24 protein-coding genes are annotated in these 24,015 nt (G+C 62.2%); 17 read left to right on the top strand and 7 right to left on the bottom strand.

The window, feature by feature from the left end:
- Positions 1 to 9: 9 nt before the first annotated feature.
- The 3 genes from AB5Y81_RS16380 to AB5Y81_RS16370 all read left to right on the top strand — a co-directional run bounded on the left by AB5Y81_RS16380 (position 10) and on the right by AB5Y81_RS16370 (position 3,371).
- A complete protein-coding gene (locus AB5Y81_RS16380; protein WP_279485387.1) occupies positions 10 to 885 on the top strand; it encodes a TauD/TfdA family dioxygenase in 876 nt (291 codons plus the stop codon).
- A complete protein-coding gene (locus AB5Y81_RS16375; RefSeq protein WP_279485388.1) occupies positions 885 to 2,168 on the top strand; it encodes a glycosyltransferase in 1,284 nt (427 codons plus the stop codon). Before AB5Y81_RS16380 ends, AB5Y81_RS16375 begins: the two co-directional genes overlap by 1 nt.
- A gap of 276 nt (positions 2,169 to 2,444) precedes the next feature.
- Positions 2,445 to 3,371 (top strand): L,D-transpeptidase family protein, encoded by a 927-nt coding sequence (locus AB5Y81_RS16370; RefSeq protein ID WP_005298188.1) that lies wholly within the window; start codon positions 2,445 to 2,447, stop codon positions 3,369 to 3,371.
- A 72-nt stretch (positions 3,372 to 3,443) separates the two neighbouring features.
- On the opposite strand, the gene AB5Y81_RS16365 is transcribed toward AB5Y81_RS16370, so the two are convergent.
- From AB5Y81_RS16365 to fldB, 4 genes are all read right to left on the bottom strand, one after another.
- Positions 3,444 to 3,836, bottom strand: a complete 393-nt coding sequence (locus AB5Y81_RS16365; protein ID WP_279485389.1) for a VOC family protein — start codon at positions 3,834 to 3,836, stop codon at positions 3,444 to 3,446.
- 175 nt (positions 3,837 to 4,011) lie between these two features.
- The gene (locus tag AB5Y81_RS16360; RefSeq protein WP_279485390.1) at positions 4,012 to 5,352 is read right to left on the bottom strand and encodes a TldD/PmbA family protein; all 1,341 of its coding nucleotides are present in this window, start codon (positions 5,350 to 5,352) and stop codon (positions 4,012 to 4,014) included.
- Positions 5,352 to 6,752: a TldD/PmbA family protein gene (locus AB5Y81_RS16355; protein ID WP_208200720.1), complete on the bottom strand. Its 1,401-nt coding sequence runs from the start codon at positions 6,750 to 6,752 to the stop codon at positions 5,352 to 5,354. The genes AB5Y81_RS16360 and AB5Y81_RS16355 overlap by 1 nt, the downstream gene beginning before the upstream one ends.
- A 297-nt stretch (positions 6,753 to 7,049) precedes the next feature.
- Positions 7,050 to 7,568: a flavodoxin FldB gene (fldB, locus tag AB5Y81_RS16350; RefSeq protein ID WP_005298196.1), complete on the bottom strand. Its 519-nt coding sequence runs from the start codon at positions 7,566 to 7,568 to the stop codon at positions 7,050 to 7,052.
- 183 nt (positions 7,569 to 7,751) lie between these two features.
- On the opposite strand from fldB, the gene xerD reads away from it, so the two are divergent.
- Complete coding sequence (gene xerD / locus AB5Y81_RS16345; protein WP_279485391.1) at positions 7,752 to 8,651, top strand: site-specific tyrosine recombinase XerD; 900 nt, start codon at positions 7,752 to 7,754, stop codon at positions 8,649 to 8,651.
- On the opposite strand, the gene AB5Y81_RS16340 is transcribed toward xerD, so the two are convergent.
- On the bottom strand, positions 8,648 to 10,186 hold the full coding sequence (locus AB5Y81_RS16340) for a diguanylate cyclase (RefSeq protein ID WP_279485392.1): 1,539 nt from the start codon (positions 10,184 to 10,186) through the stop codon (positions 8,648 to 8,650). The genes xerD and AB5Y81_RS16340 overlap by 4 nt on opposite strands.
- A 167-nt stretch (positions 10,187 to 10,353) precedes the next feature.
- Positions 10,354 to 10,764: a large-conductance mechanosensitive channel protein MscL gene (mscL, locus tag AB5Y81_RS16335; RefSeq protein WP_279485393.1), complete on the bottom strand. Its 411-nt coding sequence runs from the start codon at positions 10,762 to 10,764 to the stop codon at positions 10,354 to 10,356.
- Positions 10,765 to 11,022: 258 nt separating this feature from the next.
- On the opposite strand from mscL, the gene AB5Y81_RS16330 reads away from it, so the two are divergent.
- The 6 genes from AB5Y81_RS16330 to nqrE all read left to right on the top strand — a co-directional run bounded on the left by AB5Y81_RS16330 (position 11,023) and on the right by nqrE (position 16,682).
- Positions 11,023 to 11,742, top strand: coding sequence for a disulfide isomerase DsbC N-terminal domain-containing protein (locus AB5Y81_RS16330; protein WP_279485394.1), 720 nt, complete (start codon positions 11,023 to 11,025; stop codon positions 11,740 to 11,742).
- Positions 11,705 to 13,435 (top strand): single-stranded-DNA-specific exonuclease RecJ, encoded by a 1,731-nt coding sequence (recJ, locus tag AB5Y81_RS16325; protein ID WP_042006918.1) that lies wholly within the window; start codon positions 11,705 to 11,707, stop codon positions 13,433 to 13,435. The genes AB5Y81_RS16330 and recJ overlap by 38 nt, the downstream gene beginning before the upstream one ends.
- 149 nt (positions 13,436 to 13,584) lie before the next feature.
- Positions 13,585 to 14,766: a MerR family transcriptional regulator gene (locus AB5Y81_RS16320; RefSeq protein WP_279485395.1), complete on the top strand. Its 1,182-nt coding sequence runs from the start codon at positions 13,585 to 13,587 to the stop codon at positions 14,764 to 14,766.
- A gap of 40 nt (positions 14,767 to 14,806) precedes the next feature.
- A complete protein-coding gene (locus AB5Y81_RS16315; RefSeq protein ID WP_117402510.1) occupies positions 14,807 to 15,310 on the top strand; it encodes a GNAT family N-acetyltransferase in 504 nt (167 codons plus the stop codon).
- A 318-nt stretch (positions 15,311 to 15,628) separates the two neighbouring features.
- Positions 15,629 to 15,922 (top strand): hypothetical protein, encoded by a 294-nt coding sequence (locus tag AB5Y81_RS16310; RefSeq protein WP_082033526.1) that lies wholly within the window; start codon positions 15,629 to 15,631, stop codon positions 15,920 to 15,922.
- A 160-nt stretch (positions 15,923 to 16,082) separates the two neighbouring features.
- Positions 16,083 to 16,682 carry an NADH:ubiquinone reductase (Na(+)-transporting) subunit E gene (nqrE, locus tag AB5Y81_RS16305; RefSeq protein WP_010633144.1) on the top strand — a complete coding sequence of 200 codons (600 nt, stop codon included), beginning with the start codon at positions 16,083 to 16,085 and terminating at the stop codon, positions 16,680 to 16,682.
- 48 nt (positions 16,683 to 16,730) lie between these two features.
- On the opposite strand, the gene AB5Y81_RS16300 is transcribed toward nqrE, so the two are convergent.
- The gene (locus AB5Y81_RS16300; protein ID WP_279485396.1) at positions 16,731 to 17,300 is read right to left on the bottom strand and encodes an alpha/beta hydrolase; all 570 of its coding nucleotides are present in this window, start codon (positions 17,298 to 17,300) and stop codon (positions 16,731 to 16,733) included.
- 433 nt (positions 17,301 to 17,733) lie between these two features.
- On the opposite strand from AB5Y81_RS16300, the gene AB5Y81_RS16295 reads away from it, so the two are divergent.
- From AB5Y81_RS16295 to AB5Y81_RS16265, 7 genes are all read left to right on the top strand, one after another.
- Positions 17,734 to 18,384, top strand: coding sequence for a TnsA endonuclease N-terminal domain-containing protein (locus AB5Y81_RS16295; protein ID WP_279485397.1), 651 nt, complete (start codon positions 17,734 to 17,736; stop codon positions 18,382 to 18,384).
- On the top strand, positions 18,381 to 20,243 hold the full coding sequence (locus tag AB5Y81_RS16290; RefSeq protein ID WP_368146735.1) for a Mu transposase C-terminal domain-containing protein: 1,863 nt from the start codon (positions 18,381 to 18,383) through the stop codon (positions 20,241 to 20,243). Before AB5Y81_RS16295 ends, AB5Y81_RS16290 begins: the two co-directional genes overlap by 4 nt.
- Entirely contained in the window at positions 20,240 to 21,136 is an 897-nt protein-coding gene (locus AB5Y81_RS16285; protein WP_279485400.1) for a TniB family NTP-binding protein, read from the top strand. The genes AB5Y81_RS16290 and AB5Y81_RS16285 overlap by 4 nt, the downstream gene beginning before the upstream one ends.
- 1 nt (position 21,137) lies before the next feature.
- On the top strand, positions 21,138 to 22,019 hold the full coding sequence (locus AB5Y81_RS16280) for a TniQ family protein (protein WP_279485401.1): 882 nt from the start codon (positions 21,138 to 21,140) through the stop codon (positions 22,017 to 22,019).
- A 125-nt stretch (positions 22,020 to 22,144) separates the two neighbouring features.
- Positions 22,145 to 22,567: a very short patch repair endonuclease gene (locus AB5Y81_RS16275; protein ID WP_368146733.1), complete on the top strand. Its 423-nt coding sequence runs from the start codon at positions 22,145 to 22,147 to the stop codon at positions 22,565 to 22,567.
- 68 nt (positions 22,568 to 22,635) lie between these two features.
- Positions 22,636 to 23,028 (top strand): hypothetical protein, encoded by a 393-nt coding sequence (locus AB5Y81_RS16270; RefSeq protein WP_239053093.1) that lies wholly within the window; start codon positions 22,636 to 22,638, stop codon positions 23,026 to 23,028.
- A complete protein-coding gene (locus AB5Y81_RS16265; protein WP_368146731.1) occupies positions 23,025 to 24,008 on the top strand; it encodes a DNA cytosine methyltransferase in 984 nt (327 codons plus the stop codon). Before AB5Y81_RS16270 ends, AB5Y81_RS16265 begins: the two co-directional genes overlap by 4 nt.
- Positions 24,009 to 24,015: the final 7 nt, after the last annotated feature.

Raw genomic sequence — 24,015 nt, 5'->3', positions numbered from 1 at the left:
GAGTTTCCCATGACTGCATCCATCGTTACCCTCGGCGGCGAGCGCTGCCGCATCCTGCCGCAGGCCCCGTTCGGCCTGCTGATTGAGCCGGCCCGCAATGGCCAGCCGGTGCAGAGCCTGGATATCGAGGCGCTGCGCGAGCTGGCCCGCCGCCACGGCGTGCTGATCCTGCGCGGGTTCGAGTCGGGCTTCACCGATGCCGAGCGGCTGACCCGCTACGGCGAGGAGTGGGGCGAGATCATGATGTGGCCCTTCGGCGCCGTGCTGGACGTGAAAGAGCACGAGAACGCCACCGACCACATCTTCGACTCCAGCTATGTGCCGCTGCACTGGGACGGCATGTACAAGCCGACCCTGCCCGAGTTCCAGCTGTTTCACTGCGTGCACGCCCCGGCGGCGGACGAAGGGGGGCGCACCACCTTCATCAATACCCGCCAGCTGCTCACCGAGCTGGATGGCGAGCGGCTGGCCCGCTGGGAGCGGGTGCACATCACCTATCGCATCAAGCAGGTGGTGCACTACGGCGGCCAGGTGCGCTCGCCGCTGCTGGTGCCCCATCCGGTGAGCGGCGAGACGGTGCTGCGCTACAACGAGCCGCCGCGCGAGGGAGTGCGTTTTCTCAACCAGCATGCCCTCGACATCGAGGGGGTGGCACCGGCCGAGCAGGCCGCCTTCCTACAGGATCTGCACCAGCGGCTCTATGACCCGCGCTACTTCTATGCCCACCAGTGGCAAGGGGGAGACGTGGTGATCGCCGACAACCTCGGCCTGCTGCACGGCCGCGAGGGGTTCACCGCCCGCTCCGCGCGCCACATCCAGCGGGTCCACATCCAGGCCAGCCCGGTCTGCCTCAACCCGGCGCTGGCGCCGCAAGGGGCGGCGTGATGGCGACCCTGTTGCTGGCGGCCACCGCCACCCCGGGCCACGTCAATCCCATGCTGGCGGCGGCTCGCCAGCTGGTGGCGCAGGGGCATAGAGTGCTGATGCTGTGCGGCGCCCTGTTCGAGCGGCACATCCGTGACACCGGCGCCGAGTTTGTGCCCTTCGCCCCCGAGGTGGACTTTGACTACCGGGCGCTGGAGCGGCACTTTCCCGAGCGGGCCAGCCTGAGCGGCACCGCCCAGATGGCGCTGGCACTCAAACGCTTCTTCGCCGCCCCCATGGCGCAGCACGACAGTCAGCTGCGGGCGCTGATCGCGGCGGAGAGGGTGGATCTGCTGCTGGTGGAGAACGGCTTCTACGGCGTGCTGCCCTTGTTGCAGCAGCCCCATGGCCGGCCGGTGCCGATCCTGATGCTGGGGGTGAACCCTGTCTCTTTCTCGAGTCCGGACGCCATCTTCTACGGTCCCCGCATTCCCCCCGAGCTGCGCCGCTCCCTTGGCGAGCTGCCCTGGCTCGATGAGCCGACCCGGCAACTGCAAAGGGAGGTGCAACAGCGTTTCGATGCCGCCCTGGCCGAGGCGGGTGCGCCGCCGCTGACGGCCCCCTTCACCGACGTGATGGTGACGGCGCCCGATGCCTTCTTGCAGCTCTCCTGCGCCGGCTTTGAATACGAGCGGCCGGAGCTCGAGGGGGTGATCCGTTATGTCGGCCCGCTGCTGCCACCCCGGCTTGAGCTGACACCGCCGTCCTGGTGGGAGAGGCTCGATGAGCGGCCGCTGGTCATCGTCAGTCAGGGCACTCTGGCCAACGTGGATCTGGGGCAGTTGCTGCTGCCGGCCATGCAGGGGCTGGCCGGTGACGAGCTGCAACTGCTGCTGACCACCGGCGGGCGGGATCCGGCGCTGCTGGGCGATGTCGTTCCGGCCAATGCCATCGTCACCGACCACGTGCCGTTCGAGCTGGCGCTGCCCCGCGCCGCCGCCCTGGTGACCAATGGCGGCTACGGCTCGGTGCAGTCCGCGCTGGCCCACGGGGTGCCGCTGGTGGTGGCGGGTACCGGAGAGGACAAGGCGGAGGTGGCGACCCGGGTGGCCTGGAGCGGGGCCGGCATCAATCTGCACAGCAACGAGCCGACGGCGGCCATGGTGGCCACGGCGGTGCGCAAGGTGGTGAGTGAGCCGCGCTACCGCGCCCGGGCGCGGCTGCTGGCCGAGGAGATGGCGGCGCTCGATGGCCGCGCCGCCATCGCAGCGAGCGTGGCGGATCTGCTCGGCGGACGACAGTGATACCGTGATGAAAGGGAGGCCAGGCGGCCTCCCTTTTTGTTCAGCTTCTGCTCAGTTTGTGGCTGCTAGCGTGGCCATCATGACAGCAGGCTGCGCCAGTGGCGCCGGATGCGCTTTTTCATGCAAAAAAGAGCGTTTTCGACGTTGAAATTTTGGCCGACTCAGGAAAGAATGCGCGCTCGGTAATCGACCGCGGACGCCACCTTCGCGCCCCGGCACAACCGAGGATGACACGGCCTTCGGCCAACTTGGTACAGGAAACCACACAGGAATTTTATGAATCCCCTTCGCATTGCCGCTTCGGCTCTTTTATGTACGCTGGCACTGGCCGGCCAGCAGGCTGCCGCCGTTGAATACCAGCTGCCCGCCGCCAACAGCCGCCTGATCGGCGAGAACCAGGAATACGTGGTGCCCGCGGACAACCGTCCGCTGGAGCAGATCGCCTCTGACTTCCAGCTGGGTCTGACCAACATCATGGAAGCCAACCCGGGCGTCGACCCCTACCTGCCCAAGGCTGGCAGCAAGCTGATCATTCCCCATCAGCTGATCCTGCCCAACGCTCCCCGCGAAGGGATCGTCATCAACGTGGCCGAGATGCGTCTCTACTACTACCCGAAAGGCAAGAACGTGGTGCAGGTACTGCCCATCGGCATCGGCCAGCTGGGGGTCAACACCCCGGAGAACTGGATCACCAAGGTTGAGCGCAAGCGTGCCAACCCGACCTGGACCCCGACCGAGAACATCCGTCGCCGCTATGCCGCCCAGGGCAAGACCCTGCCTGCGGTCTGGCCGGCCGGCCCGGACAACCCCATGGGCCTGCACGCGCTCTACATCGGCAACCTGTACGCCATCCACGGCACCAACGCCACCTTCGGCATCGGCCTGCGGGTGAGCAGCGGCTGCGTGCGCCTGCGTGCCGACGACATCAAGTACCTGTTCGACCACGTGCCGGTCGGCACCCGCGTCCAGTTCGTCAACCAGCCGGTCAAGACCACGGTCGAGCCGGATGGCAGCCGCTACATGGAAGTGCACGAGCCGCTGTCGCGCACCGAGGCGGAGTTCAACTCCACCGCCTCCGTGCCGCTGCCCATGACCCCGGCCACCACTCGCTTCATCGCCCACGCTGAGAGCGACTCCAACGTGGTCAAACAGGTGCTGGAACAGCGTACCGGCATGCCGACCCGTCTTAACCCGCAGGTCTGATGACCCGAGAGACTGGCTCATGCACAACGGCGACCATCAGGTCGCCGTTGTTGTTTTTGGGAGCCGCCGTCGTCAGCCGGCTGGCGGGGCATAGAGGGCCAGCCAGTTGCCCTCGGTATCTTCGATGATGACCCGGGAGCCATGGCCGCTGCCGATGCTGTGCAGGGGCTCGAGCACCCGTCCGCCGATCTTGGGCACCAGCTGTTCGGCCTCCTGCAGGCGCTCGCCCAGGGCGAGGTAGATGAGGGGGCCCGAGTGCCCCGGCTGGTGGTACTTGTCCATGGGGCCGAGACAGGCCGCCGCGTTGTCGCCGTCGTGGCGCAGCATGGCGAAGCGGATCTCCTCCTGTATCGGCGTGACCGGCACGTCGAGCAGGGCCGAGTAGAAGGCCATGGCGCGATCCAGATCCCGTGTCGGAATGTCGGCCCAGACCAGGGTATTGTCCATCTTGATGATCTCCTGCATGTGCCGGCCGATGCGACCGGCGGCTCTGTTCCTTGCTGACGGCCTCTCGCAGCAGGTCGTAGACAGCTTCTTAGAGGTTAGGAGCGGCCCATGAGGGGCGCCAGAGCTAAAAAAGCGGCGCCATCAGGCGCCGCTTTCGGGTGGGGAACTGGAGGTTTTTTCCCTCGATATACAGTTACTTGCCGGCGATGCTCAATCCGCCGAAGCGGATTAGCGGCGCATAGAAGCTCTTGCCATCGTCGTGGTGCAGCAAGTTGCCGACCGCTTCCAGCTCGCCCAGCAGGCGATAGAAGTTGCCCGCCACCGTGATGCCGCGTACCGGGGCCACCCGCACGCCGTCCCGGCACAGGAAGCCGGAGGCGCCGAACGAGAAGTCGCCGCTCACCGCATCGGCGCCCGAGTGCAGGCCGTCCAGCTTGACCAGCTCCAGATACTCGCCGGCTTGCGCCTCGGCCTCGCTGTGGGGGCCGAGCCCGAACACCAGGTGGCGCGGGCTGACATCCAGCGCACTGCGGGCGCTGCGGGCAGCCGAGCCGTTGCTGGCCACATCGAAGTGGCGGGCGGTGGCGCTGTTGTGCAGCAGGGTCTTGAGCTCCCCTTCGCCGATCAGCAGCAGATCCCGGGTGGGGGCGCCCTCGCCATCGAAGGCCTTGATCTTCATCCCCCCCGGCATATGGACCCGGCTCTCCAGGGTGAGCCAGCGGGAAGCCACCGACTGGCCCAGCTTGTCCCGCCAGGGGTTGATCCCCTGCTGGGCCCACTTGCCCGACAGCGCTGCCTGAAAGCAGCCGAACAGGCTGGCCAGGGCATTGGTGTCGAAGATGGCGCTGTAGTGACCGCTCGGCACCGCATCTCCCGCCAGCAGGCCGTCGGCCACGGCGTGGATCTGCTGGATGAGGGGCTGGCTGTCCAGCGCATCGAAGCGGCGCTCATACTGCCCTAGGGAGAACATGGACTGACGGCCGTCGCGCTCGATGAGGGCGGAGCTGTAGCAGCCGACGCTGAACGCCTGGTGCTGGCAGAGGCTGCCCTGGCTGTTGGCGAGCCACAGCCGGCCCTCCCCCTCGAAGAAGCTGTTGTAGGGGGCGCCGGTCACGTCCGGCAGCGCCAGCATCTCCGACTCGAGGCGCAGGGCCAGGGCAATCTTCTCCTCCACTGGGGTGGTGTCGGGCTGATGGATCTCGGCGCAGTCGGTGGTGAGCCGGCTCTGCTGCACGGCGATGGTCTGATCCGGGTCCACCTTGGCGAAGCGGCTGGCATCCAGCGCATCCTGCACCATGGCGGTCAGCGCCGACTGGTCTAGGGATTCCGAATAGGCGATGCCGACCCGGCCCTCTTTTATCAGCCGAATGCCGATCTGCTGGCTGCTGGTGACCTTGTATTCGCTGAGTTCGCCCTTGTCGGCCTTGAGGGAGAAGGCCTTGTCCTGGTTGGCGATGATGTCCGCCTCGGCACCGAGATCGGCGACCTGGTCCAGCAGGCGGGTCAGCAGTTGGTTCATGTCGAGTTGGCTCATCAGGCGTTCCCCCCCACCAGAATATTGTCAACCTTGAGCGGCGGCTGGCCGACCGAGGCAGGAATGGAGCCGGAGACCGAGCCGCACATGCCGGCGGAGAGGGCGAGATCGCGCCCCACCATGGAGATCTCCTTGAGCACCTGCGGGCCTGTGCCGATCAGGGTGGCCGACTTGAGGGGCCGGGTGATCTTGCCGTGTTCGATGAGGTAGGCCTCCTGCACGTTGAAGTTGAATTCGCCGGTGCCGGGTTGCACCGAGCCGCCCCCCATCCGCTTGGCATAGATGCCGTGCTCCACCGTCGCCAGCATCTCGTCCAGGCTGTGATTGCCCGGCTCGATATAGGTGTTGCGCATGCGCGAGGCCGGTGCGAACTTGTAGGATTCGCGCCGCCCGGAACCGGTACGGGCGTAGCCGGTGCGAAGGGCCCCCATCCGGTCCACCAGGAAGCCGGTGAGCACGCCATCCTTGATGAGCTGGGTGTGCTGGGTCGCCATTCCCTCGTCATCGACGTTGATGGAGCCCCAGGCGTTGCCCTGCAAGCCTTCATCCACTGCGCTGACCGCCGGATTGGCGATGAGCTGGCCCATCTTGTCATGGAACACCGAGGCCTTCTTGGCCACCGAGGTGGTCTCCAGCAGGTGGCCGCACGCCTCGTGGAAGATGACGCCGCCAAAGCCGCTCTCCATGATGACCGGCAGCTTGCCGCTCGGGCAGGGGGCCGCCCCCAGCTTCACCAGCGCCTGGCGGGTGGCGGTGAGGGCCAGCTCGCGGGGATCGATACTGGCGGCGTGCTCCCAGCCCATCATGGCGCCGGGGGCTTCGTAACCGACGCTCTGCTCGCTGCCAAGGGCGGCGATGGTCTGGGCCATGATGCGGTTGTAGTGGCGGCGATCGCTCACCTGCACCCCTTCGCTGTTGAAGATCTCCACCTCCTGCTCCCAGCCCAGCACGTTGCCGGAGAACTGGCTCACCTTGTCGCTCTCGGCACGGGCCGCGGCATCCATGGCGTGCAGGTAGGCGATCTTCTGCTCCAGCAGCTTGTCGGCCGACAGGGGCAGGGCGATCGGGTTGCGATCGTGCAGGCGGGTGAAATCGAAGGCGGTGGCGGTGACCACGGGGTCACGCCGGTCCTTGGCCGCCAGCAGGGTGACGATGCGCAAGAGCTCGTTGCGATCGGCCAGGTTGGTGTAGCCGTAGAGCACCTTGTGGCCGTAGCACAGGCGTACACCGATGCCGAAATCGAGGCCACCGCTGATATTTTCTATCTGGCTGGAGAGCAGGCTGAGCTGGCTGCGGCGCTTGCGCTCCACAAACAGCTCGGCGAAGTCGGCACCCAGCGCCAGCGCGTGATCGAGCACGTCGCGGGCGATGGCGGGGGCCAACAGGGAGAATGGGGTCATAGAATGTCCTTTTCTGGTCTGTCCGTTTGCTTCCGACACCCGGCTGTGATTGTTATGGGGTGTCGCTTCCATTGTTGCAGACCAGCATAAAAAAGTCGCTATAGCGTCATGCGATGATACCGATTGAGAAAATCGGTGCGATTTATGCGCCCAGTGGTCCGAAACCCGGGGCGACAGGCGGGGAAGCGTCGCAGCTGACGTCTGTTCAAGGGCCTGTCACAAGGCCTTTTTTGACATGCCGTGCGGGAAGCGGGCGATGGCAGGGGGCCATCGCCACTGCTGTCAGAAAACCCGGCGTCACAGCAGTTCGTGGATCTCGCTCAAAATCTGGTCGACCCACTGTTCGATGCGCGATTCGGTCTGGTCGTACTGATTGGCGTCGTCGAGGGCCAGGCCAACGAAGTGACGACCATCGTCGATGAGCGCCTTAGAGGCGTCGAACTCGTACCCCTCGTTGGGCCAGTAGCCCACCAGCTTGACCCCCTTGGGCACCAGCTGATCGTGCAGCATGCCGAGGGCATCCTGGAACCATTCGCCATAGCCCAGCTGATCGCCCAGGCCAAACAGGGCGATGATGCGCCCCTCCAGATGCAGGTCGGCAATGTCTTCCCAGCGGGATTCCCAGTCCTCCTGCAGCTCGCCGAAGTCCCAGGTGGAGATGCCCAGGATCAGGATGTCGTACTCCTGCATGCGGATGAGGGGCACGTCCTTGATGTTGTGGAGATCGACCAGCTCCGGGCCAATGAGGGTGCGGATCTTCTCGGCGGCCATCTCGGTGTAGCAGGTGGTAGAGCCGTAAAACAAACCTATCTTCATCGCTCTTCTCTTGATCGCAGTAGGCAAGGGGCGTGACCGGCACAGCGGCGCCCGGGGTGGGCGCCAGTCTAGCAGATTGCCCGGCGCGCTTCACTTCTTGCCGGGCCATGGACAAGCCTGCCTTGCGGGCCGGGTGGGTCGACACGTTACAATGGGGGCCTGTTTCCCTGAGCGCGGCGTACCATGAGCAAAGCTGAATCCCATCCCCTGATCGAGCCGTTTCTCGACGCCCTCTGGCTGGAGCGGGGCCTCTCCGACAACACGGTCAGCTCCTATCGCACCGATCTGGAAAAATTCTCCCTCTGGCTCGACGAGCAGGGGGGCTCCCTGTTGCTGGCCGGGCTGGACGACATCCAGCACTACCTCGCCTGGCGGGTGGACCAGCAGTTCGCGGCCAGCAGCACGGCCCGTTTCCTGTCGGCCCTGCGCCGTTTCTACCAGTATCTCAATCGGGAGAAGCTGCGCAGCGACGATCCCACCGTGCTGCTGGAGGGGCCCAAGCTGCCCAAGAAGCTGCCATCGGATCTCAGCGAAGCCGAGGTGGAGGCGCTGCTGCAAGCGCCGCTGGTGGATGACCCGCTGGAGCTGCGCGACAAGGCGATGCTCGAGCTGCTCTACGCCACCGGACTGCGGGTCTCCGAGCTGGTGGGGCTGACCGCCGAGCATGTCAGCCTGCGCCAGGGGCTGGTGCGGGTGGTGGGCAAGGGCAACAAGGAGCGGCTGGTTCCCATGGGGGAGGAGGCGGTGCACTGGCTGGAGCGTTACTACCGTGAGGGGCGCACCCTGCTGCTGGGGGGCACCAGCTCGGACGTGGTGTTCCCCTCCAAGCGGGCCCAGATGATGACCCGCCAGACCTTCTGGCACCGCATCAAGCTCTATGCCCTGCGGGCCGGCATCAGCGGTGAATTATCCCCCCACACCCTGCGTCACGCCTTCGCCACTCACCTGCTCAACCACGGCGCCGACCTGCGGGTGGTGCAGATGCTGCTGGGCCATGCGGATCTCTCCACCACCCAGATCTACACCCACGTGGCCAACGAGCGGCTCAAGGCGCTGCACGGCCAGCACCACCCGCGCGCCTAGGCCAGACAGAGGCGATCTTTCCCCTCCTGCTTGGCGCGATAGAGGGCGGCATCCGCCCGGGCCAGCACCTCGGCGGGCGGGGCATCCAGCGCCTCGGCCAGCCCACCGCTGAAGGTGACGGTCAAGCCCGGTTCGCGCCAGTTCTGCGTGGCCATGGCGCGGCGCCACTGATCCATCTGCTGCTGTGCCTCCTTAAGCCGCCCCTGCTCGAAGATGGCGACCAGCTCCTCGCCGCCAAAGCGGCAGAGGGTGGCCTTGCCCTCCAGCAACTGGCTGCCCAGGGAGGCGGTGCGTCTGAGCACGCTGTCGCCGGCGGGGTGGCCATGACGGTCGTTGATCAGCTTGAAGTTGTCGATGTCGATGATGGCCAGCACATAGGGGGTATGTTGCTGGTGCAGCTCGCTCAGCAGGGTGTCCATGTAGCGGCGGTTGTAGAGCCCGGTCAGGGCATCGCGCTGGGCCTTCTCGCTCTCCGCCTGCATCTGGTCCGAAATCAGGGTGATCTCGTCCTCCAGCTCCTCGATGCCCGGAATACGGGGGATGATGAGGGGCTGTCCCGGCGGGGTGACCCGCAACTGGCGCACCACCTGCACCAGCATGCCGATGGTGTTCTCCAGCCGCTGATGGAAGATGACGGCCACCAGGATGAACATGACCAGCGACAGCAACAGCCCCATCATCATGTTGGGCAGCAGCTCCCTGATGACGAAGGAGTTGCTGAAGGGGTAGATGATGATGACCTGCCAGCCGGGGTTGTTGGCCAGGGTGTAGTAGGCGATGAGTTCGTCATCCTGGCTCTGGATCGCGCCATTTTTCCCCTGGAGCCTGGATAACCAGGGCTCGTCGAGCGGGGTGGCGTTCAGCAGCGGGTTGCTGTGCGCCACGATGCGCTGATACCTGCGATCGTAGAGCTGGTAGGTCATCTGCTTGCCGCCCTGCAGCATGCGCCCGATCCGGTCCGAGACTCGCGACAGCTCGACGTCCAGACCAATCACGGCCACTATCTTGCCGCTGTGGTTCAAGACCGCCCGCGACAGGGTCACCACCGGAATGTGCTGGACGGTGTCGAGATAGGGGGCACTCCAGATATTGATACCCGGCGTATGGATGGCCTCCAGATACCATGCCTGTTTGGCCATTGCCTGGGGGGAAGGGGGGAGCTGATGGTTGAAGTTGACCAGGGTATTGTCCCGCTGCACATAGTAGAGCCCCTTCAGCAGGCTGCCCGAGCGGCTGAGCTGCTGCCACACCGAGTAGTGCCGCGCCCGCATTTCCGGCGGGAGCACGCCGTCATGGTTGGCGAGATCCACCGCTAGAATATTGAGTTGCTCTTCGACCGAGCTCAGCGCGTTGTCCCATTGCTGGGCCGTACTGCTGCTGAAAAACTCCATGCGCTCGCGTACTACGTTCTGTTGTTTGATGAAAAACAGATAGAGGTTGCTGGCTGTCATCAATAGCAGGGGCAGGGAGAGCAACAGCAAATAGCGCAGAATGAAACCATGTTTCGCTCTGGTCTTCACTGTCGGGGATGTCATGGCGATGATTCCTGTAGGTTTACATTCATTCAAGCATGATGTGCGTGGGATGGGGGCGGATGCAGATCAAGGTCTGGGTGATGCCAAGTGTAAAGTGTTCCGTTGCTGATGTAGCTAAAAAACCGCCCGAAGGCGGTTTTTTTCCAGTACACGACAGGAGCTGGCGCTTATTTTCCCTGTTGGGATTTGAGCAGATCGCGGATCTCGGTCAGCAGCTCCTGATCCTTGGTGGGGCCGGCCGGTGCCGCAGCTTCCTCTTCCTGCTTCTTCTTCAGGGTGTTGATGGCCTTGAGCCCCATGAAGATGGCGAAGGAGATGATCAGGAAGTCGATGATGGTCTGGATGAACTTGCCGTAGGCGATGACCACGGCCGGCGCACTGCCCTCGGCGGCCTTCAGGGGCACGGCGAGGTCGCTGAAGTCCACGCCCCCCAGGATCAGGCCGATGGGCGGCATGATCACGTCACCGACGAAGGAGGAGACGATCTTGCCGAAGGCGGCCCCGATGATGATACCGACCGCCATGTCGATGACGTTGCCTCTGGATGCAAAGGCCTTGAACTCTTGAATCAGACTCATTTTCCCCTCCAAAAATGGGCTAGCAGCGGCCTGGGCCGCCCTGGTGTTTGAATAATAAAGCATCAGGAAAACAGAGGATGACCGTCGTGTTTCCTGTCGTCCCGGTTAGCTTGCTGGGGCTTTGCCCGATTGGCAACCTGTCAGATCGGGATTTTTTTGCGACCCTCCTATTAATCAATCAGTAATTAAGCAGTTGAGACGAGCATATTTGCTGAGTAACCTTGTGAGTCCATTCGTTCATGCCAAGTGAGTAAAAAAGTGCACTATTTACTGCTGGGAATGATGCTGCTGGGCTCTTTTGCCGTCAGCGCGGGGATGGATCCCCAACTGTTGAAACAGACCATAGAGCAGCGGCTCGGGGTGCAGGTCTACCTGGTGGACGAGACCCCGGTCTCCGGCCTCTATCTGCTGGGCACGGCGCAGGGGCCCCTCTATACCGATGCCAGGGGCGACCATGTGCTGCTGGGCACCATGCTGGATCTGGCCCACGACATGAAGAACCTCACCATGCTGGGCCAGCGTCAACAGCGGCAGCTGGCCCTGGCCCAGATCGGCGAGCGGCGGATGCAGCTCAAGGCCGTGCCCGAGCGCCACCGCCTCACCCTGTTTACCGATCTCGCCTGCCGCGGCTGTCGCGCCACCCTGGATGAGCTGTCCGCCTTGCAGGCGAGGGGGGTGAGCGTGCAGCTGCTGCCGGTGCTTGGCCCCTTTGCCGATCTGGCCGAGGCGCAGGCGCGCTGGTGTGATCCCGGGCTGCTGCGCGAACTCGACCTCAGTGATCGTTTGCCTGAGAGCGGCTGTAATGAGATCCTTGCCCATCATATCGGCCTGAGCCAGTGGCTCGGGATCAAGGCGCTGCCGAGCTGGGTCCTGCCAAATGGCGACCTGCTGCGCGGTTATCAGAGCCCTGAACAACTGCTCAAGATACTGGATCACATCGATGCCCCTGCTAATCCGTCGTCGTCCGCGCGTGGATGATTCCCATCTGCCCGCCACCCTTCATCCCTTGCTGCGGCAAATCTTCGCCAGCCGTGGGGTCGAAGACCCTGCCCTGCTGGAGCGCAGCGCCAATCAGCTGCTGCCACCCCAGCGCCTGTTCGGCATGGCGCAGGCAGTGCCCCTGCTGGCCGAGGCGCTGACGGCGCAAAAGCGTATTCTCATCGTCGGCGACTTCGACTGTGACGGCGCCACCAGCTCGGCCCTGTGCGTGCTGGCCTTGCGCGCCATGGGGGGTCGCCACATCGATTTTCTGGTGCCCAACCGCTTCGAGTTCGGGTATGGCCTCACCCCCGAGATCGTCGAGCTGGCGGTGGCCCGCGGCGCCGAATTCCTGATCACGGTGGACAACGGCATCTCCAGCATCGCCGGGGTGGCGGCGGCCAAGGCGGCCGGCATGCAGGTACTGGTTACCGATCACCATTTGCCGGGCCAGGAGCTGCCTGACGCCGACGCGATAGTGAACCCCAACCAGCATGGCTGCGATTTTCCCTCCAAGTCGCTGGCCGGGGTCGGGGTCGCCTTCTATCTGATGGCGGCGCTCAACACCCACCTGCGCCAGAGCGGCTGGTATGAGCGCCAAGGGCTGCGCGCACCCAACGTGGCGGACTACCTGGATCTGGTGGCCCTTGGCACCGTGGCCGACGTGGTGGCGCTCGATGGCAACAACCGCATCCTGGTCCATCAGGGTCTGCAGCGGATCCGGGCCGGCCGCTGCCGTCCCGGCATCCAGGCGCTGGTGGACGTGTCCGGTCGCGACGGTCGTCGCCTGTGCGCCGCCGATCTCGGCTTTGCGCTGGGGCCGCGCCTCAATGCAGTGGGCCGGCTCGACGACATGTCTCTCGGGGTCGCCTGTCTGCTGAGCGAGGACATCAACCTGGCGCGCCAGCTCGCTTCCGAAATGGACAGCCTCAACCAGGAGCGCAAGGAGATCGAGCAGGGGATGCAACAGGAGGCGCTGGCCACCCTGGAGCAGATCCGGTTTCGTGACGGCGAGGTGCCGTCGGGTATCGTGCTGCACCGGGACGAGTGGCATCAGGGAGTGGTGGGGCTGGTGGCCTCCAAGGTGAAGGAGAAGTACTACCGCCCGGTCATCGCGTTTGCCGAGAGTAGCGAGACCGAGCTCAAGGGCTCCGGGCGCTCCATCCCCGGGGTGCACCTGCGCGATGCGCTGGAACTGCTCGATACCCGTCACCCCGGCCTGATGGGCAAGTTTGGCGGCCACGCCATGGCGGCGGGGCTGACCCTGCCCAAGGCAAATATCGAGGCCTTCGGGCGGGCGTTCGAGGCGGTCATCGGCGAGCTGGTGACCCCTGAGCTCTTGACCGGGGTGCTGCTCACCGACGGCGAACTGCTGCCGGACGAGCTCACCCTCGAGCTGGCGGAGCTTATTCGCGCCTCCGGCCCTTGGGGTCAGGCCTTCCCCGAGCCGCTGTTCGACGGCGAGTTCGTGCTGGTGCAGCAGCGGCTGGTGGGGGAGAAGCACCTCAAGATGATGCTGACCACGGATTCCGGCCACGCGGTGGATGCCATCGCCTTCGGGGTCGACTTGCAGCGCTGGCCCGATGCCTCGGTCAAACGGGTGCGGCTGGTCTATCGGCTCGATGTCAACGAGTGGCGCGGCAACCGCAGCGTGCAGCTGCTGGTGGAGCATCTGGAAGCCGCCGGCCTCTGATCCGTGAGTCTCTCTTGCTGCCGATGACGGCCACCTCAGGGTGGCCGTTTTTTTATGGTATGAACCCGGATTTTGCCGTTGACCCGTCTATTGCTTCACAGTTTAAGCTTCCCTTCATCGGGTCACGGACCCCACTGCGAGTCGCTGTCATGAAAATATCCGAACTGGCCAGGCGCTGCGGCCTGGCCCGCTCCACCCTGCTCTATTACGAGAAGCTGGGGGTGATTGTGGGAACGAGGGGCGCCAACGGTTATCGCCACTACGACGATGAAGATCTGCAGCGGCTGCGGATGGTGCAGGCCCTGCAGGCCGGCGGGCTCAGCCTCAAGCAGTGCCTCGCCTGTCTGGCGGGCGAGCTTGATCAGACAACGCTGGCAGCCCGGGTCAGGGAGCTGGATGAGGAGCTGGCGCGGATGCAACGCGCCAGGGATCTGCTGGCGGATCTCGCCGGTTTGCGTGCGCACTCCGGCGACGAGTTCAAGGCCTGGCAGCGGCAACTGCAGCATCAAGCCCCGCAGGCCTACTTTGCCTGGGTGATGAAGCAGGGATTCAGTGAAAAGGAGCGCTACCACTTGCAGTGGCTGAGCAAAGACATGAATGAACATGAGCGCTACATCCGCGATTTCAAGCTGCTGCTGGATGGCATGAGCTATTGGGGGCCGGGCGATAGCCTCTTCACCCAGCAGCAGTTTGCCGCGCTGCCCATGGCGCCTCGCCGGATCCTCGACATGGGCTGCGGGCGCGGCGCCGCCACCCTGGCGCTGGCACAGGTGACGGATGCCGCCATCGTGGCCATTGATCTGGATGAGGAGGCGCTGGCCGCCGTGGCCAGATCGGCCAGCGCGGCTGGCTTTGAGCAGGTCACCACCCTGTGCTCCAACATGGCGGCGCTGCCGGTGGATCTGGCCCCCGCCGACCTTATCTGGGCCGAAGGGAGCGCCTACACCATAGGGGTGGCCAATGCGCTCAAAGCCTGGCGGGCGCACCTTGCCGGCCCTGATGGCTGCATCGTGTTGAGCGATCTGGTGTGGCTGATAGACACGCCGCCAGAGGAGGCGCTGGCGTTCTGGCAACGGGATTATCCCGCCATGCAGACCCTGGCTGGCCTGCTGAAGACGGTGCAGGAGGCGGGGTATCGCTGCCTGTGGCACACCCAGTTGCCGCAAATGGCCTGGCACAACTATCTGGAGCCCATCGAGCGCAATCTGGCGCGCCATCGCGCCGAGCTGGGGGATAGCCCAGCCTGGCAGGATCTGAGCCGGGAAGTGGCTATCCACCGCCAATACCTGGGCAGCTATGGCTATGTGATCTGCTGCCTGCAGGCAGTCTGATCAAACCAACCATTGAAAGAGAGCAAACGGAGAAACCCTTGTGAACATCCTCATTCGACCAGAAACGGTCGCCGATCACGACGCCATTGAAGCGGTGACCGTGGCCGCATTCCTCAAGGCCCCCCATACCGATCACAACGAGCAGCTGATCGTGCGCGACCTGCGCCAGGCCGGTGCACTCAGCCTGTCGCTGGTGGCGGAGCAGGCGGGGCGAGTGGTCGGCCACCTCTGCTTCTCGCCGGTGACCATCAGCGATGGCAGCGAGCGCTGGTATGGCCTTGGCCCCATTTCCGTCTCCCCTGCGCTGCACGGCAAGGGGCTGGGGTCACGGCTGATGAAGGTGGGTCTGGCCGAGCTCAAGGGGATGGGGGCGGCCGGCTGCGTGGTGCTGGGGGATCCCGGCTTCTACGGTCGTTTCGGCTTCGTGTCCGAGCCGGGGTTGACGCTGCCCGGCGTGCCGGCCGAGTACTTCATGGCCCGCTCGTTCGGCGCCGCCATGCCCAGTGGTGAAGTGCGCTACCATCATGCCTTTGAGCAGGGGTGAGTCCTCACCATGAGAGCAGACGTCATGGCGCTTGCTCTCATGGTGGTTTTTAATTGCTGGATTTTTTGATAATCAGGGTTTTTAGCATCGATTAAAGCTGATTTCCCATATGGTAAATTCAATAAATCGAGGAATTGTGATAAATTCGCCCTTCTTGTTCCTCTTTGTTTGAACCGGATGCATCCCTTGTTGCCCCCTGGCCGACTGTCGACTTGGTCGATGGCCCTCGCCATCGCCTGCCTTCTCTGGCTTGCCGCCTCTGCCGCGGCAGGGGTCGTTGCAACCCCGGGGCCGGCAACGGGAGGGCAGGAGGGCTCGATGCAGCTGCACGAGCCGGCCCAGCGGGGGCTGCTCGACAGCGCCAGCCTGCCGCCAGCCTCCCAGTGGCGCCTCGGCTTCGAGCAGGGGCGGCGACTGGAAGGGGCCGCTCATGCCGAGCTCTACCAGATGCTGCTGGCCTGGTTCCAGCACGAGATCCTCGGCCTGCTCTGTGGCCTGCTGTTCTTCCTGCCCCTCATCTACCTCAGGCAGCTGGCCGACCACTTCGGCTATCTGCATCGGCGGCTGCGATGCTGCCACCATCTGCAATTTCGGTTCTGCCACAGCGACTAGAGGCCGGCTGCACGCCACGCGCCCGTTCGATCCGATCCTGATCCCTGCCACAGAGTACTGCCTGCGGGCCAGGCTCCGATCCGGCGCCTCTTGCACCGCCTTCGTGCCCGCTTGCGCGCAGGGAGGCGGCTCCCGTTCGTACCCGTTGTGAGCCGACCCGATGGACTATTACGTAAACCTCTTCATTCAATCGATCTTTGTCGAAAACCTGGCGCTGGCCTTCTTCCTTGGCATGTGCACCTTCCTGGCCGTTTCCAAGAACATCAACACCGCCTTCGGCCTTGGCCTGACGGTGCTGGTGGTCATGGTGATCGCCATTCCTCTCAACAACCTGATCTACCGCCATATCCTGCGCCCGGAGAGCACCTTTCTCGGCGAGTTTGATCTGAGCTTTCTCGATTTCATCGTCTACATCGGGGTGCTGGCGGCCCTGGTGCAGGTGATGGAGATGGTGCTCGACAAACATTTCCCGGCGCTTCATCACGCGCTCGGCATCTATCTGCCGCTGCTGACGGTGCACTGCGCCATTTTCGGCGGGGTGATGTTCATGGCGCAGCGGGATTACGACTTCATTGAATCTGTGGTGTATGGAGCGGGCTCAGGCCTGGGCTGGCTGCTGGCCATCGTCGCCATCGCCGGCCTGCGCCAGAAGATGAAGTATGCGGATGTGCCCGAGGGGTTGAGGGGGATTGGCATCACCTTCATCGTGGCCGGGCTGATGTCGCTTGGCTTCATGTCCTTCTCCGGCATGTCGTTCTAGCCGGGTCGAAAACAACAACGGCCACCCTGATGGCCGTTGTTGTCTGCCTCAGCCCTCCGCCAGCATGGCGAGCAGCCGGTCACGCACCAGCGGCAGGGTCAGAAAGCCGTCCCGGTCGAGGAAGTGGCCACCATGTTCCAGGCTGTAGAGCGGCGCAGCCAGCCGCTCGCTCAGGTGCTGGCTGTAGGGATAGGGCACGATGGCATCATCCCGGGAGGCGACCACCACCCGGCGGGGGGCCAGCGCCATGATGTGGGCCGGGTCATAGTCCGGGGTCATGAAGGGATCCAGCTCCGGCAGGGTGTGCAGCGGCTGATCGAAGCCGGATACCAGCAGGATCCCCCCCACCTGGCTGCCGGCGGGCAGCCGGTCGAGCTGGCGCAATATGGTGATGCAGCCGAGGCTGTGACCGAGCAGAAAGGTGCGCTCATCGTGAGCCTGCACCAGGCTGTCCATGGCCGCGTCCCAGGTGGCGGGCTCTGGGTGGTGGGGGTCAGGCATGGCCAGCACCTCGACCCGGACATCCCGGGCCTCGAGTTCGGCCTTGAGCCAGGGAAACCAGTGGGCGTCGGGGGAGGCGGTATAACCGTGCACGATGAAGAGGCGGGTTTGAGACATGGTATATCCTGGGCGGTTGACGATAACGGCGGCCATATCATAACAGCGACCAAGGCCCCTCGACATGCCCGTGGGCGCCAACCAGCAGGATGTGCTTTGCGATTTGCATAAAAAAGAGCGCCATAAGGCGCTCTTTTGCTGTCGGCGGGCAGAGGCTTATTTGACCTCTGTGAATTCCAAAATTCCTATGTACTGGTACGGCCATTTCTGACGAAATTCACACAATTATCCGCGACTATATGGCTAATATGGGAAGGTGGAGCGCAACAATACAACGTTATACGGTACTGGTTTGAAACGGGATGGAGTCAGTTTGGCGGTGCTGCCACACACCCGGCGGGCCCTGCCCGATGTTTCGCCAGGGCCCTCCATATGTTATGCCTAGATCTGTCACCTCATTGATTTTAAAAGCCTGTTTGGTTAAGGACGATCCATGCCGGTACGGAACATTCCCAAGAACTACAGAAACGTCACCGGGGTGGCCGCCCACAGCAAGGCCGTTGGCAAGGTGATGTTCGAGTCTACGCTGGAGCGGGACTTTCTCTCCCTGCTGGAGTTCGACCGGGAGGTCGAGAGCTTCGAGGTGCAGCCGGTGAGGCTGAACTGGCAGGATGACAGGGAAAGGGTCAGATCCTACACACCGGACGTGCTGGTGTGTTATCGGAACGGGAGCCGGCGTCCGGTGCTCTGGGAGGTGAAGTATCGCGACGACCTCCGCACAAACTGGCTGGAATACAGACCCAAGTTCAGAGCCGCGGTGAGGTATGCCAGGGAGCGAGGGTGGCGGTTCCGGCTGATTACGGAACGGGAGATCCGCGGGGTCCGGCTGGACAACGCCAAGTTTCTGCTGCCCATCCTGAGACGCGGTTGTCCCGATGATGGCAACGTCTCTTCCGTTCTGGATGGTTTGCGCGTTTCGGGCTGCTCTACCCCGGCTCAATTGCTGTCCTTGCTTAGTCTGGACACGACGGAAAGGGCTCGTCTGCTGCCGGTGCTTTGGTATCTGGTGGCGATCGAACGGGTGGGGACGGATCTCGGAGAAAAGCTGACCATGGCGAGCAGGATATGGAGCGCCGACGCATGAGCGGGACCAAGCTGCTGGATCTGCGGCCGGGCAAGGCGGTCGCCTTCAAAGACCACCCCTACCGTATCGCGGAGGTGCTTTCGCTCACCGAGGTGCAACTGGTGGACGAGACGACCAGGGAGACCCTGACCGCGCCTGTATCCGAACTGGCGGTGCCGGAGAAAACCGGGCAGATCCGGCCGGACATCAGCACGGTGGACGAGGGCTCCTGGGCGCTGGCCAGGTCCAGGCTGGCGATACTCAAACCGCTGCTCAACCGGCCTGCCCGGACCCGTGCCGGGGTGGCCGCCGTGGCCGCCGAGCACTCGCTGCACGTCAACACCCTCTACGTCTGGCTTCGGGCTTACGAAGGCAGCGGTCTGCTTTCTTCCCTGCTGCCAAAAGGCCGCTGTGACAAGGGACAGGGACGGATAAACGAAGCGGTTGAAGAGCTGATCCGGGAAGCCATTGCGGCCGTGTATCTCACCAGACAGCGCAAGTCCCAGCGCAAGGTGTGCGAGGAGGTCAGGCGCCGCTGCCTGGAGGCGGGCGAGCCGCCGCCGCACGACAACACCGTCAGAAACCGCATCAGGGCACTCTCGGGGGAACTGGTGGCCGCTAGGCGTCTGGGGCGCAAGACTGCGGATCTCGAATTCCGGCCCCACGAGGGCAAGTTCCCCGGGGCCGACTGGCCACTGTCCGTGGTGCAGATAGACCACACCAAGATCGACATCATACTGGTGGACGACCATTACCGAAGGCCGGTCGGGCGGCCCTGGATCACCCTGGCGTTTGACGTGTTCAGCCGAGTGGTTACCGGCTTCTACGTTTCCTTCGATCCGCCGGGCGCCATGTCTACGGGGCTCTGCCTGGTGCACGCCTTCCTGTCCAAGGAACGCTGGCTGTCAGGGCACGACGTCAGGAGCAGCTGGCCCGTGTGGGGGCTGCCGGCGAAGATCCATGCCGACAACGCCAAGGAGTTCAGGGGGGAGATGCTGCAACGGGCCTGCGAGGAGTACGGTATCGATCTCGAGTGGCGGCCCGTGGGGCGCCCCCAGTTCGGCGCCCACATCGAAAGAGCCCTGGGCACGTTCTCTAAGGAGATCCACGAGCTGCCCGGCACCACCTTCTCCAACACCAGGGAGAGGGGCGACTACGACTCGGAAGGCAAGGCATCCCTGACGCTGTCGGAGTTCGAGACCTGGCTGGCCACCTACATCGTCGACGTCTACCACCAGAAGGTACACTCCTCGCTGGATGCCAGCCCCATGGCCGTCTATCAAAGGGGTATCTTCGGCGACGACGACAACCCCGGGTGCGGGCTGCCGGCCAAGGTGGCGGACGAGGACCGGCTTAGGCTGGATTTGATGCCGTTCGAACTGCGCACCGTGCAGGACTACGGCGTCGTCATCGACGAGATCCACTATTACCACGACGTGCTGAGAAGGTGGATCAACGCCCCGGATCCGGCGGAGTCAAGGCGCAAGCACAAGTTCATGTTCCGGCGTGACCCGAGGGACATCAGCGTCATCTGGTTTTACGATCCCGAACTGCAGAGCTACTACTCAATTCCCTACCGCGACACCTCCCATCCGGCGATCAGCATCTGGGAGCTGAGGGAGGCCAGAAAGAGCGCCCAGGCCCAGGGGGGCGGAGAGATCAACGAGAGGGCGATCTTCGACGCCTACGAGCGGATGCGGGAGATTGAACTCAAGGCGGTGGAGAAGACCAAATCGGCCCGCAGGGCAGCCCAGCGACGGCGGCTGCACGGTTCCGCCGGGCGACCGGCAGCCGGTGTTCAGGATGCTCCGGTGCTGACCACAGGCTTGGGTAACGAGCCGGAAATCCTGCCGTTCGATGAGATGGACGACATGTCATGAGCGACCTCGAACATCTCAACGACGCGGCCAGAACTCTGCTTGCGCTGCCGGACGAGGAGCGGATCCTGAAGATCCGGTCAGAACGCTGGATCGGCTATCCCAGGGCCAAGTCCATTCTGGCCAGGATGGAGGAGCTGGTCGCCCATCCCCGCACCCACCGCATGCCCAACCTGCTGTTGGTCGGCGACACCAACAACGGAAAGACCATGCTGGCAAGACGCTTCGTCCAGGCCCATCCGGCCCGGGACAATCCCGCAGGCGACAACGTCCTAGCGCCGGTGATCCTGGTCCAGGCTCCACCGGTGCCCGACGAGGGGCGCTTCTACAACGCCATACTGGAGCTGCTCTTCGCCCCCTATCGGCCGGGCGAAAGGGTGGACAAGAAGCAGTTCCAGGTGATGAAGCTGCTGCGCTACGTGGAGCTCAAGGTGCTGGTCATCGACGAGATACACCACATCCTCGCCGGCAACCTTAACCGGCAGAGGGCCTTTCTGAACGTCCTGAAGTATCTGGGCAACGAACTGCAGATAAACATCGTCGGCGTCGGCACCAGGGACGCCTTTCGGGCCATACAGACGGATCCCCAGCTCGCCAACCGGTTCGAGCCCGTCGTGCTGCCGAGATGGGAGCCGGACAACGACTTCCTGCGGCTGCTGGCGAGTTTCGAGCGGATGCTCCCCCTGCGCAACCCCTCCCGGCTGCACGGCGCTGAGCTCTCTGCGCGGCTGTTTGCCATGAGCGAGGGTTACCTCGGCGAGCTCTCCCGGGTGCTGACCGAGGCGGCGGCCCACGCCGTGCTGAGCGGCCGGGAGCTGATCGACCTCAAAACCCTGGACGGCATCGGCTGGACACCCCCATCTGAGCGCAAGCGCCGTATCGACAGGATCTACTGACGTGCTTTCTGGATCACTGTGGCCGGCCCATCCCAAGCCCCTGCCCGGGGAGTGCCTCTCCTCCTGGCTGGTGAGATGCGCCCATCACAACGGCCTCAAGGTCCAGACCTTCTGTGACCGGGTGTTCGGCAAGGAGCACCAGGTCTGGAACCGGGACGTCGACCGTCTGGCACCGCCCTGGCTCCTGCAGGTGATCACGGCGGGCACAGGCGTCTCCCCTCATTTGACGGACAAAACCACCATGAAGCTGTTCGAGGGCCGGCTGTTCGAGCATCGCAACAGGGGCGGACAACTGCGCTGGGTGCTGCTGCTTGAGCAATACCACCGCCTGCACCAGGGGTTCGGCATGCAGTATTGCCCGCTCTGTCTGGGGGAGGACAGCGAGCCGTATTACCGCCTTTCCTGGCGGCTGGCGTTTTACACCTTCTGTCCCCGACACCAGACCCTGCTGCTGGATCGTTGTCACGCCTGCGGCGCCCCGGTCGCCTTCCATCGTATCGAGCTGGGCCGGCCGGGGCGGTATGACACGCCAAGCCTGGACGAGTGCTGGCAGTGCCAGGCCAGATTGAGTGGCGTTCAGCCGTTGACGCTGGAGAGATGGCATCAGGGGGTGTTCCAGCGCTGGGAGCGCTGGCTGAGTGCGGTGGATCGCCTGTTCGTGAATTCGGGGCGTATCGACTACGGCTGCATGGCGCGTCTGCACGAGATCTGCCGTCGGATAGTATCGGAGCACAAGTTCCCCGGTCTGCAGCGCAACCTCTGCCGACGCAGCGGCCAGCCGGTGCTGTCGCTGAGCGTGAGCCGGCGGCCGTTTGAGCACAGGGAACTGCAGGAACGGCACTACGTGCTGGGACTGGCGTGGTGGTTCATGCAGAGACGATAGCAGATAGCAAGGAGCGATTAAACTTCGGGAGCGATATAACTTTTATCGCATAGATTAGAAAAAATTACCGTTGGACTATTTTGAACCATCATGCGTTCTAAAATTTATATCAGTCATGTCGAACTGTGCACTGGTATAAGGTTTTGGAAAAACTTTCGAAAGAAAAAAGAAGTGACATCATGAAAAAGGTCCGCAGAGAAGGAACTGGGCCGGAGTTGCGTGTCAGAAAATATCTCTTCAGCAAAGGGTTAAGATATCAAGTCTGCCGTAAGGACCTTCCAGGTTCTCCTGATATTGTGTTTTCAAAAAAGAAAATGGCAATTTTTGTTCATGGATGCTTCTGGCATCAGCATCTTGGTTGTCGAAAAGCTACGATTCCTAAATCGAATTCAGAGTTCTGGATAACTAAGTTTAAAAAAACAAAAGAAAGGGATGTTAGTGTCAAGGGAAAACTTAATGAAATGGGTTGGAGTGTAATAATTATATGGGAGTGTGAAATAGACGACGCAACGTTGGAGAAGCTTTTTGAACAACTGTTATCAGTTTGATTTTACTTGCACTGTCTCATTTTTATGATACAATTTTATCAATTGTAGTTTATAGATGAGACAGTTGGATGGGCGATTTTGCTTTTAGTAACAAAGAGATAAGTCTCCTTGTCTCTAAGGAGTTGAGTCGCAGATGTTGGAGCATTCGTAGCTGCGTTGCTCAGTACAACCACAAAAGAAAACGTGATCCTTTTTACATGGAACATCCTGAGTTAAATAAGGATTTCCTTCTAAGGATAAAAAACAACAAGTTCGAAGTTGCTAACGAGAGGGTGGCGAAACTTTGCCAATTTCTTGGGATAGAAGTTTCAAAAAGAAACCCTATAAAATCAGAGCTACGTGAAGAGTTCGATAGAGTCGAAGCGTTGCTGGAAGAACATCCGAATCTAAAAAGGCAGCTCAGCTCTATTCTTAACGGGATTGCTGATATAGCTATTGACGCAAGGAGTGCAAAAAAGTGAATTCCTATAAGATAGTGGAGCTTTTTTCAGGGGCTGGACTGATGGGGTGTGGTTTCAAGGAAGCCGGATTCCAGAGTATCTTTGCGGCAGAGCTAGATGGTCGGGCAGTTGCTACGTACAACAAAAATATTGATCCCGTTGCCCAAGTTTGGGATGTGACAGAAGTTAAAGATGGACTTTGTTATGATGTCTTAGTTGCCGGCCCACCCTGCCAAGGGTTCAGTACATTGGGAAGGCGAGACCCTAAGGACAAAAGGAATTCGCTGTCTCTGTCGGTATATCATTGGGCTGAACAGCACAGACCAAAGGTTGTCCTCATTGAAAACGTGCCACAGTTCCTTGAGTCTAAGTATTTTACAACTTTAAAAAGAAAATTTAAAAAAATTGGGTACTCGTGTACCACTTGGATTTTAAACTCAGAGTTTTATGGCGTTGCGCAGAGAAGGTTAAGAAGCTTCACCATATTTTCATCTATTGGTATCCCAATTAAGCCAGAAGAAAAAATGGATCGTCTTACCGTAAGAGACGCTTTCAAAGGGCTAAGTAATAAACCGACAGGAGACAACTACCACATTGCGCCGGAGCCAAAAGGAATTGCGCTCGAGAGGATGAAAATCATTCCTCCCATGGGTGATAAAAGAGATGTGATGTCAAAAGCTCCGCACCTTTGCCCTCCTAGTTGGATAAAAATGGGAAACCAAGCCGTCGATGTGTGGGGGAGAATGGATTGGGAAAAACCAGCCAATACATTAAGGTGCTCTTTTCAGTCAGCGTCTAAAGGCAGATATATTCATCCAACAGAAAACAGAGTTATTTCCCTGCGAGAAGGGGCAAGAATACAAGGTATCCCTGATTCTTGGGAGTTCGTTGGGGATAGAAGCTCAATTGCGAGGCAAATCGGAAATGGTGTTCCAGTGCCTCTTGCCAATGCAGTGGCTAGCTCAATATTTGATCTGTTGGATGCGATTCATAAAAAATAAAATAAAT

The sequence above is a fragment of the Aeromonas sp. s2 genome, from assembly GCF_040907935.1.
GTDB classification, from domain to species: Bacteria; Pseudomonadota; Gammaproteobacteria; order Enterobacterales; family Aeromonadaceae; genus Aeromonas; species Aeromonas dhakensis.
The sequence above is the reverse complement of the archived record's forward strand: the minus strand, read 5'-3'. Positions and strand labels throughout refer to the sequence as shown.

Excerpts from the sequence above, each read along its gene's own strand:
- AB5Y81_RS16355 (WP_208200720.1), bottom strand. The coding sequence starts at position 6,752 with ATGACCCCATTCTCCCTGTTGGCCCCCGCCATCGCCCGCGACGTGCTC.
- AB5Y81_RS16320 (WP_279485395.1), top strand. The coding sequence starts at position 13,585 with ATGAAAATATCCGAACTGGCCAGGCGCTGCGGCCTGGCCCGCTCCACC.
- AB5Y81_RS16290 (WP_368146735.1), top strand. The coding sequence starts at position 18,381 with ATGAGCGGGACCAAGCTGCTGGATCTGCGGCCGGGCAAGGCGGTCGCC.
- AB5Y81_RS16300 (WP_279485396.1), bottom strand. The coding sequence starts at position 17,300 with ATGTCTCAAACCCGCCTCTTCATCGTGCACGGTTATACCGCCTCCCCC.
- AB5Y81_RS16375 (WP_279485388.1), top strand. The coding sequence starts at position 885 with ATGGCGACCCTGTTGCTGGCGGCCACCGCCACCCCGGGCCACGTCAAT.
- AB5Y81_RS16295 (WP_279485397.1), top strand. The coding sequence starts at position 17,734 with ATGCCGGTACGGAACATTCCCAAGAACTACAGAAACGTCACCGGGGTG.
- AB5Y81_RS16380 (WP_279485387.1), top strand. The coding sequence starts at position 10 with ATGACTGCATCCATCGTTACCCTCGGCGGCGAGCGCTGCCGCATCCTG.
- AB5Y81_RS16340 (WP_279485392.1), bottom strand. The coding sequence starts at position 10,186 with ATGACATCCCCGACAGTGAAGACCAGAGCGAAACATGGTTTCATTCTG.
- AB5Y81_RS16285 (WP_279485400.1), top strand. The coding sequence starts at position 20,240 with ATGAGCGACCTCGAACATCTCAACGACGCGGCCAGAACTCTGCTTGCG.
- AB5Y81_RS16370 (WP_005298188.1), top strand. The coding sequence starts at position 2,445 with ATGAATCCCCTTCGCATTGCCGCTTCGGCTCTTTTATGTACGCTGGCA.
- AB5Y81_RS16310 (WP_082033526.1), top strand. The coding sequence starts at position 15,629 with ATGCAGCTGCACGAGCCGGCCCAGCGGGGGCTGCTCGACAGCGCCAGC.
- mscL (WP_279485393.1), bottom strand. The coding sequence starts at position 10,764 with ATGAGTCTGATTCAAGAGTTCAAGGCCTTTGCATCCAGAGGCAACGTC.
- nqrE (WP_010633144.1), top strand. The coding sequence starts at position 16,083 with ATGGACTATTACGTAAACCTCTTCATTCAATCGATCTTTGTCGAAAAC.
- fldB (WP_005298196.1), bottom strand. The coding sequence starts at position 7,568 with ATGAAGATAGGTTTGTTTTACGGCTCTACCACCTGCTACACCGAGATG.
- AB5Y81_RS16270 (WP_239053093.1), top strand. The coding sequence starts at position 22,636 with ATGGGCGATTTTGCTTTTAGTAACAAAGAGATAAGTCTCCTTGTCTCT.
- AB5Y81_RS16365 (WP_279485389.1), bottom strand. The coding sequence starts at position 3,836 with ATGCAGGAGATCATCAAGATGGACAATACCCTGGTCTGGGCCGACATT.
- recJ (WP_042006918.1), top strand. The coding sequence starts at position 11,705 with ATGCCCCTGCTAATCCGTCGTCGTCCGCGCGTGGATGATTCCCATCTG.
- xerD (WP_279485391.1), top strand. The coding sequence starts at position 7,752 with ATGAGCAAAGCTGAATCCCATCCCCTGATCGAGCCGTTTCTCGACGCC.
- AB5Y81_RS16360 (WP_279485390.1), bottom strand. The coding sequence starts at position 5,352 with ATGAGCCAACTCGACATGAACCAACTGCTGACCCGCCTGCTGGACCAG.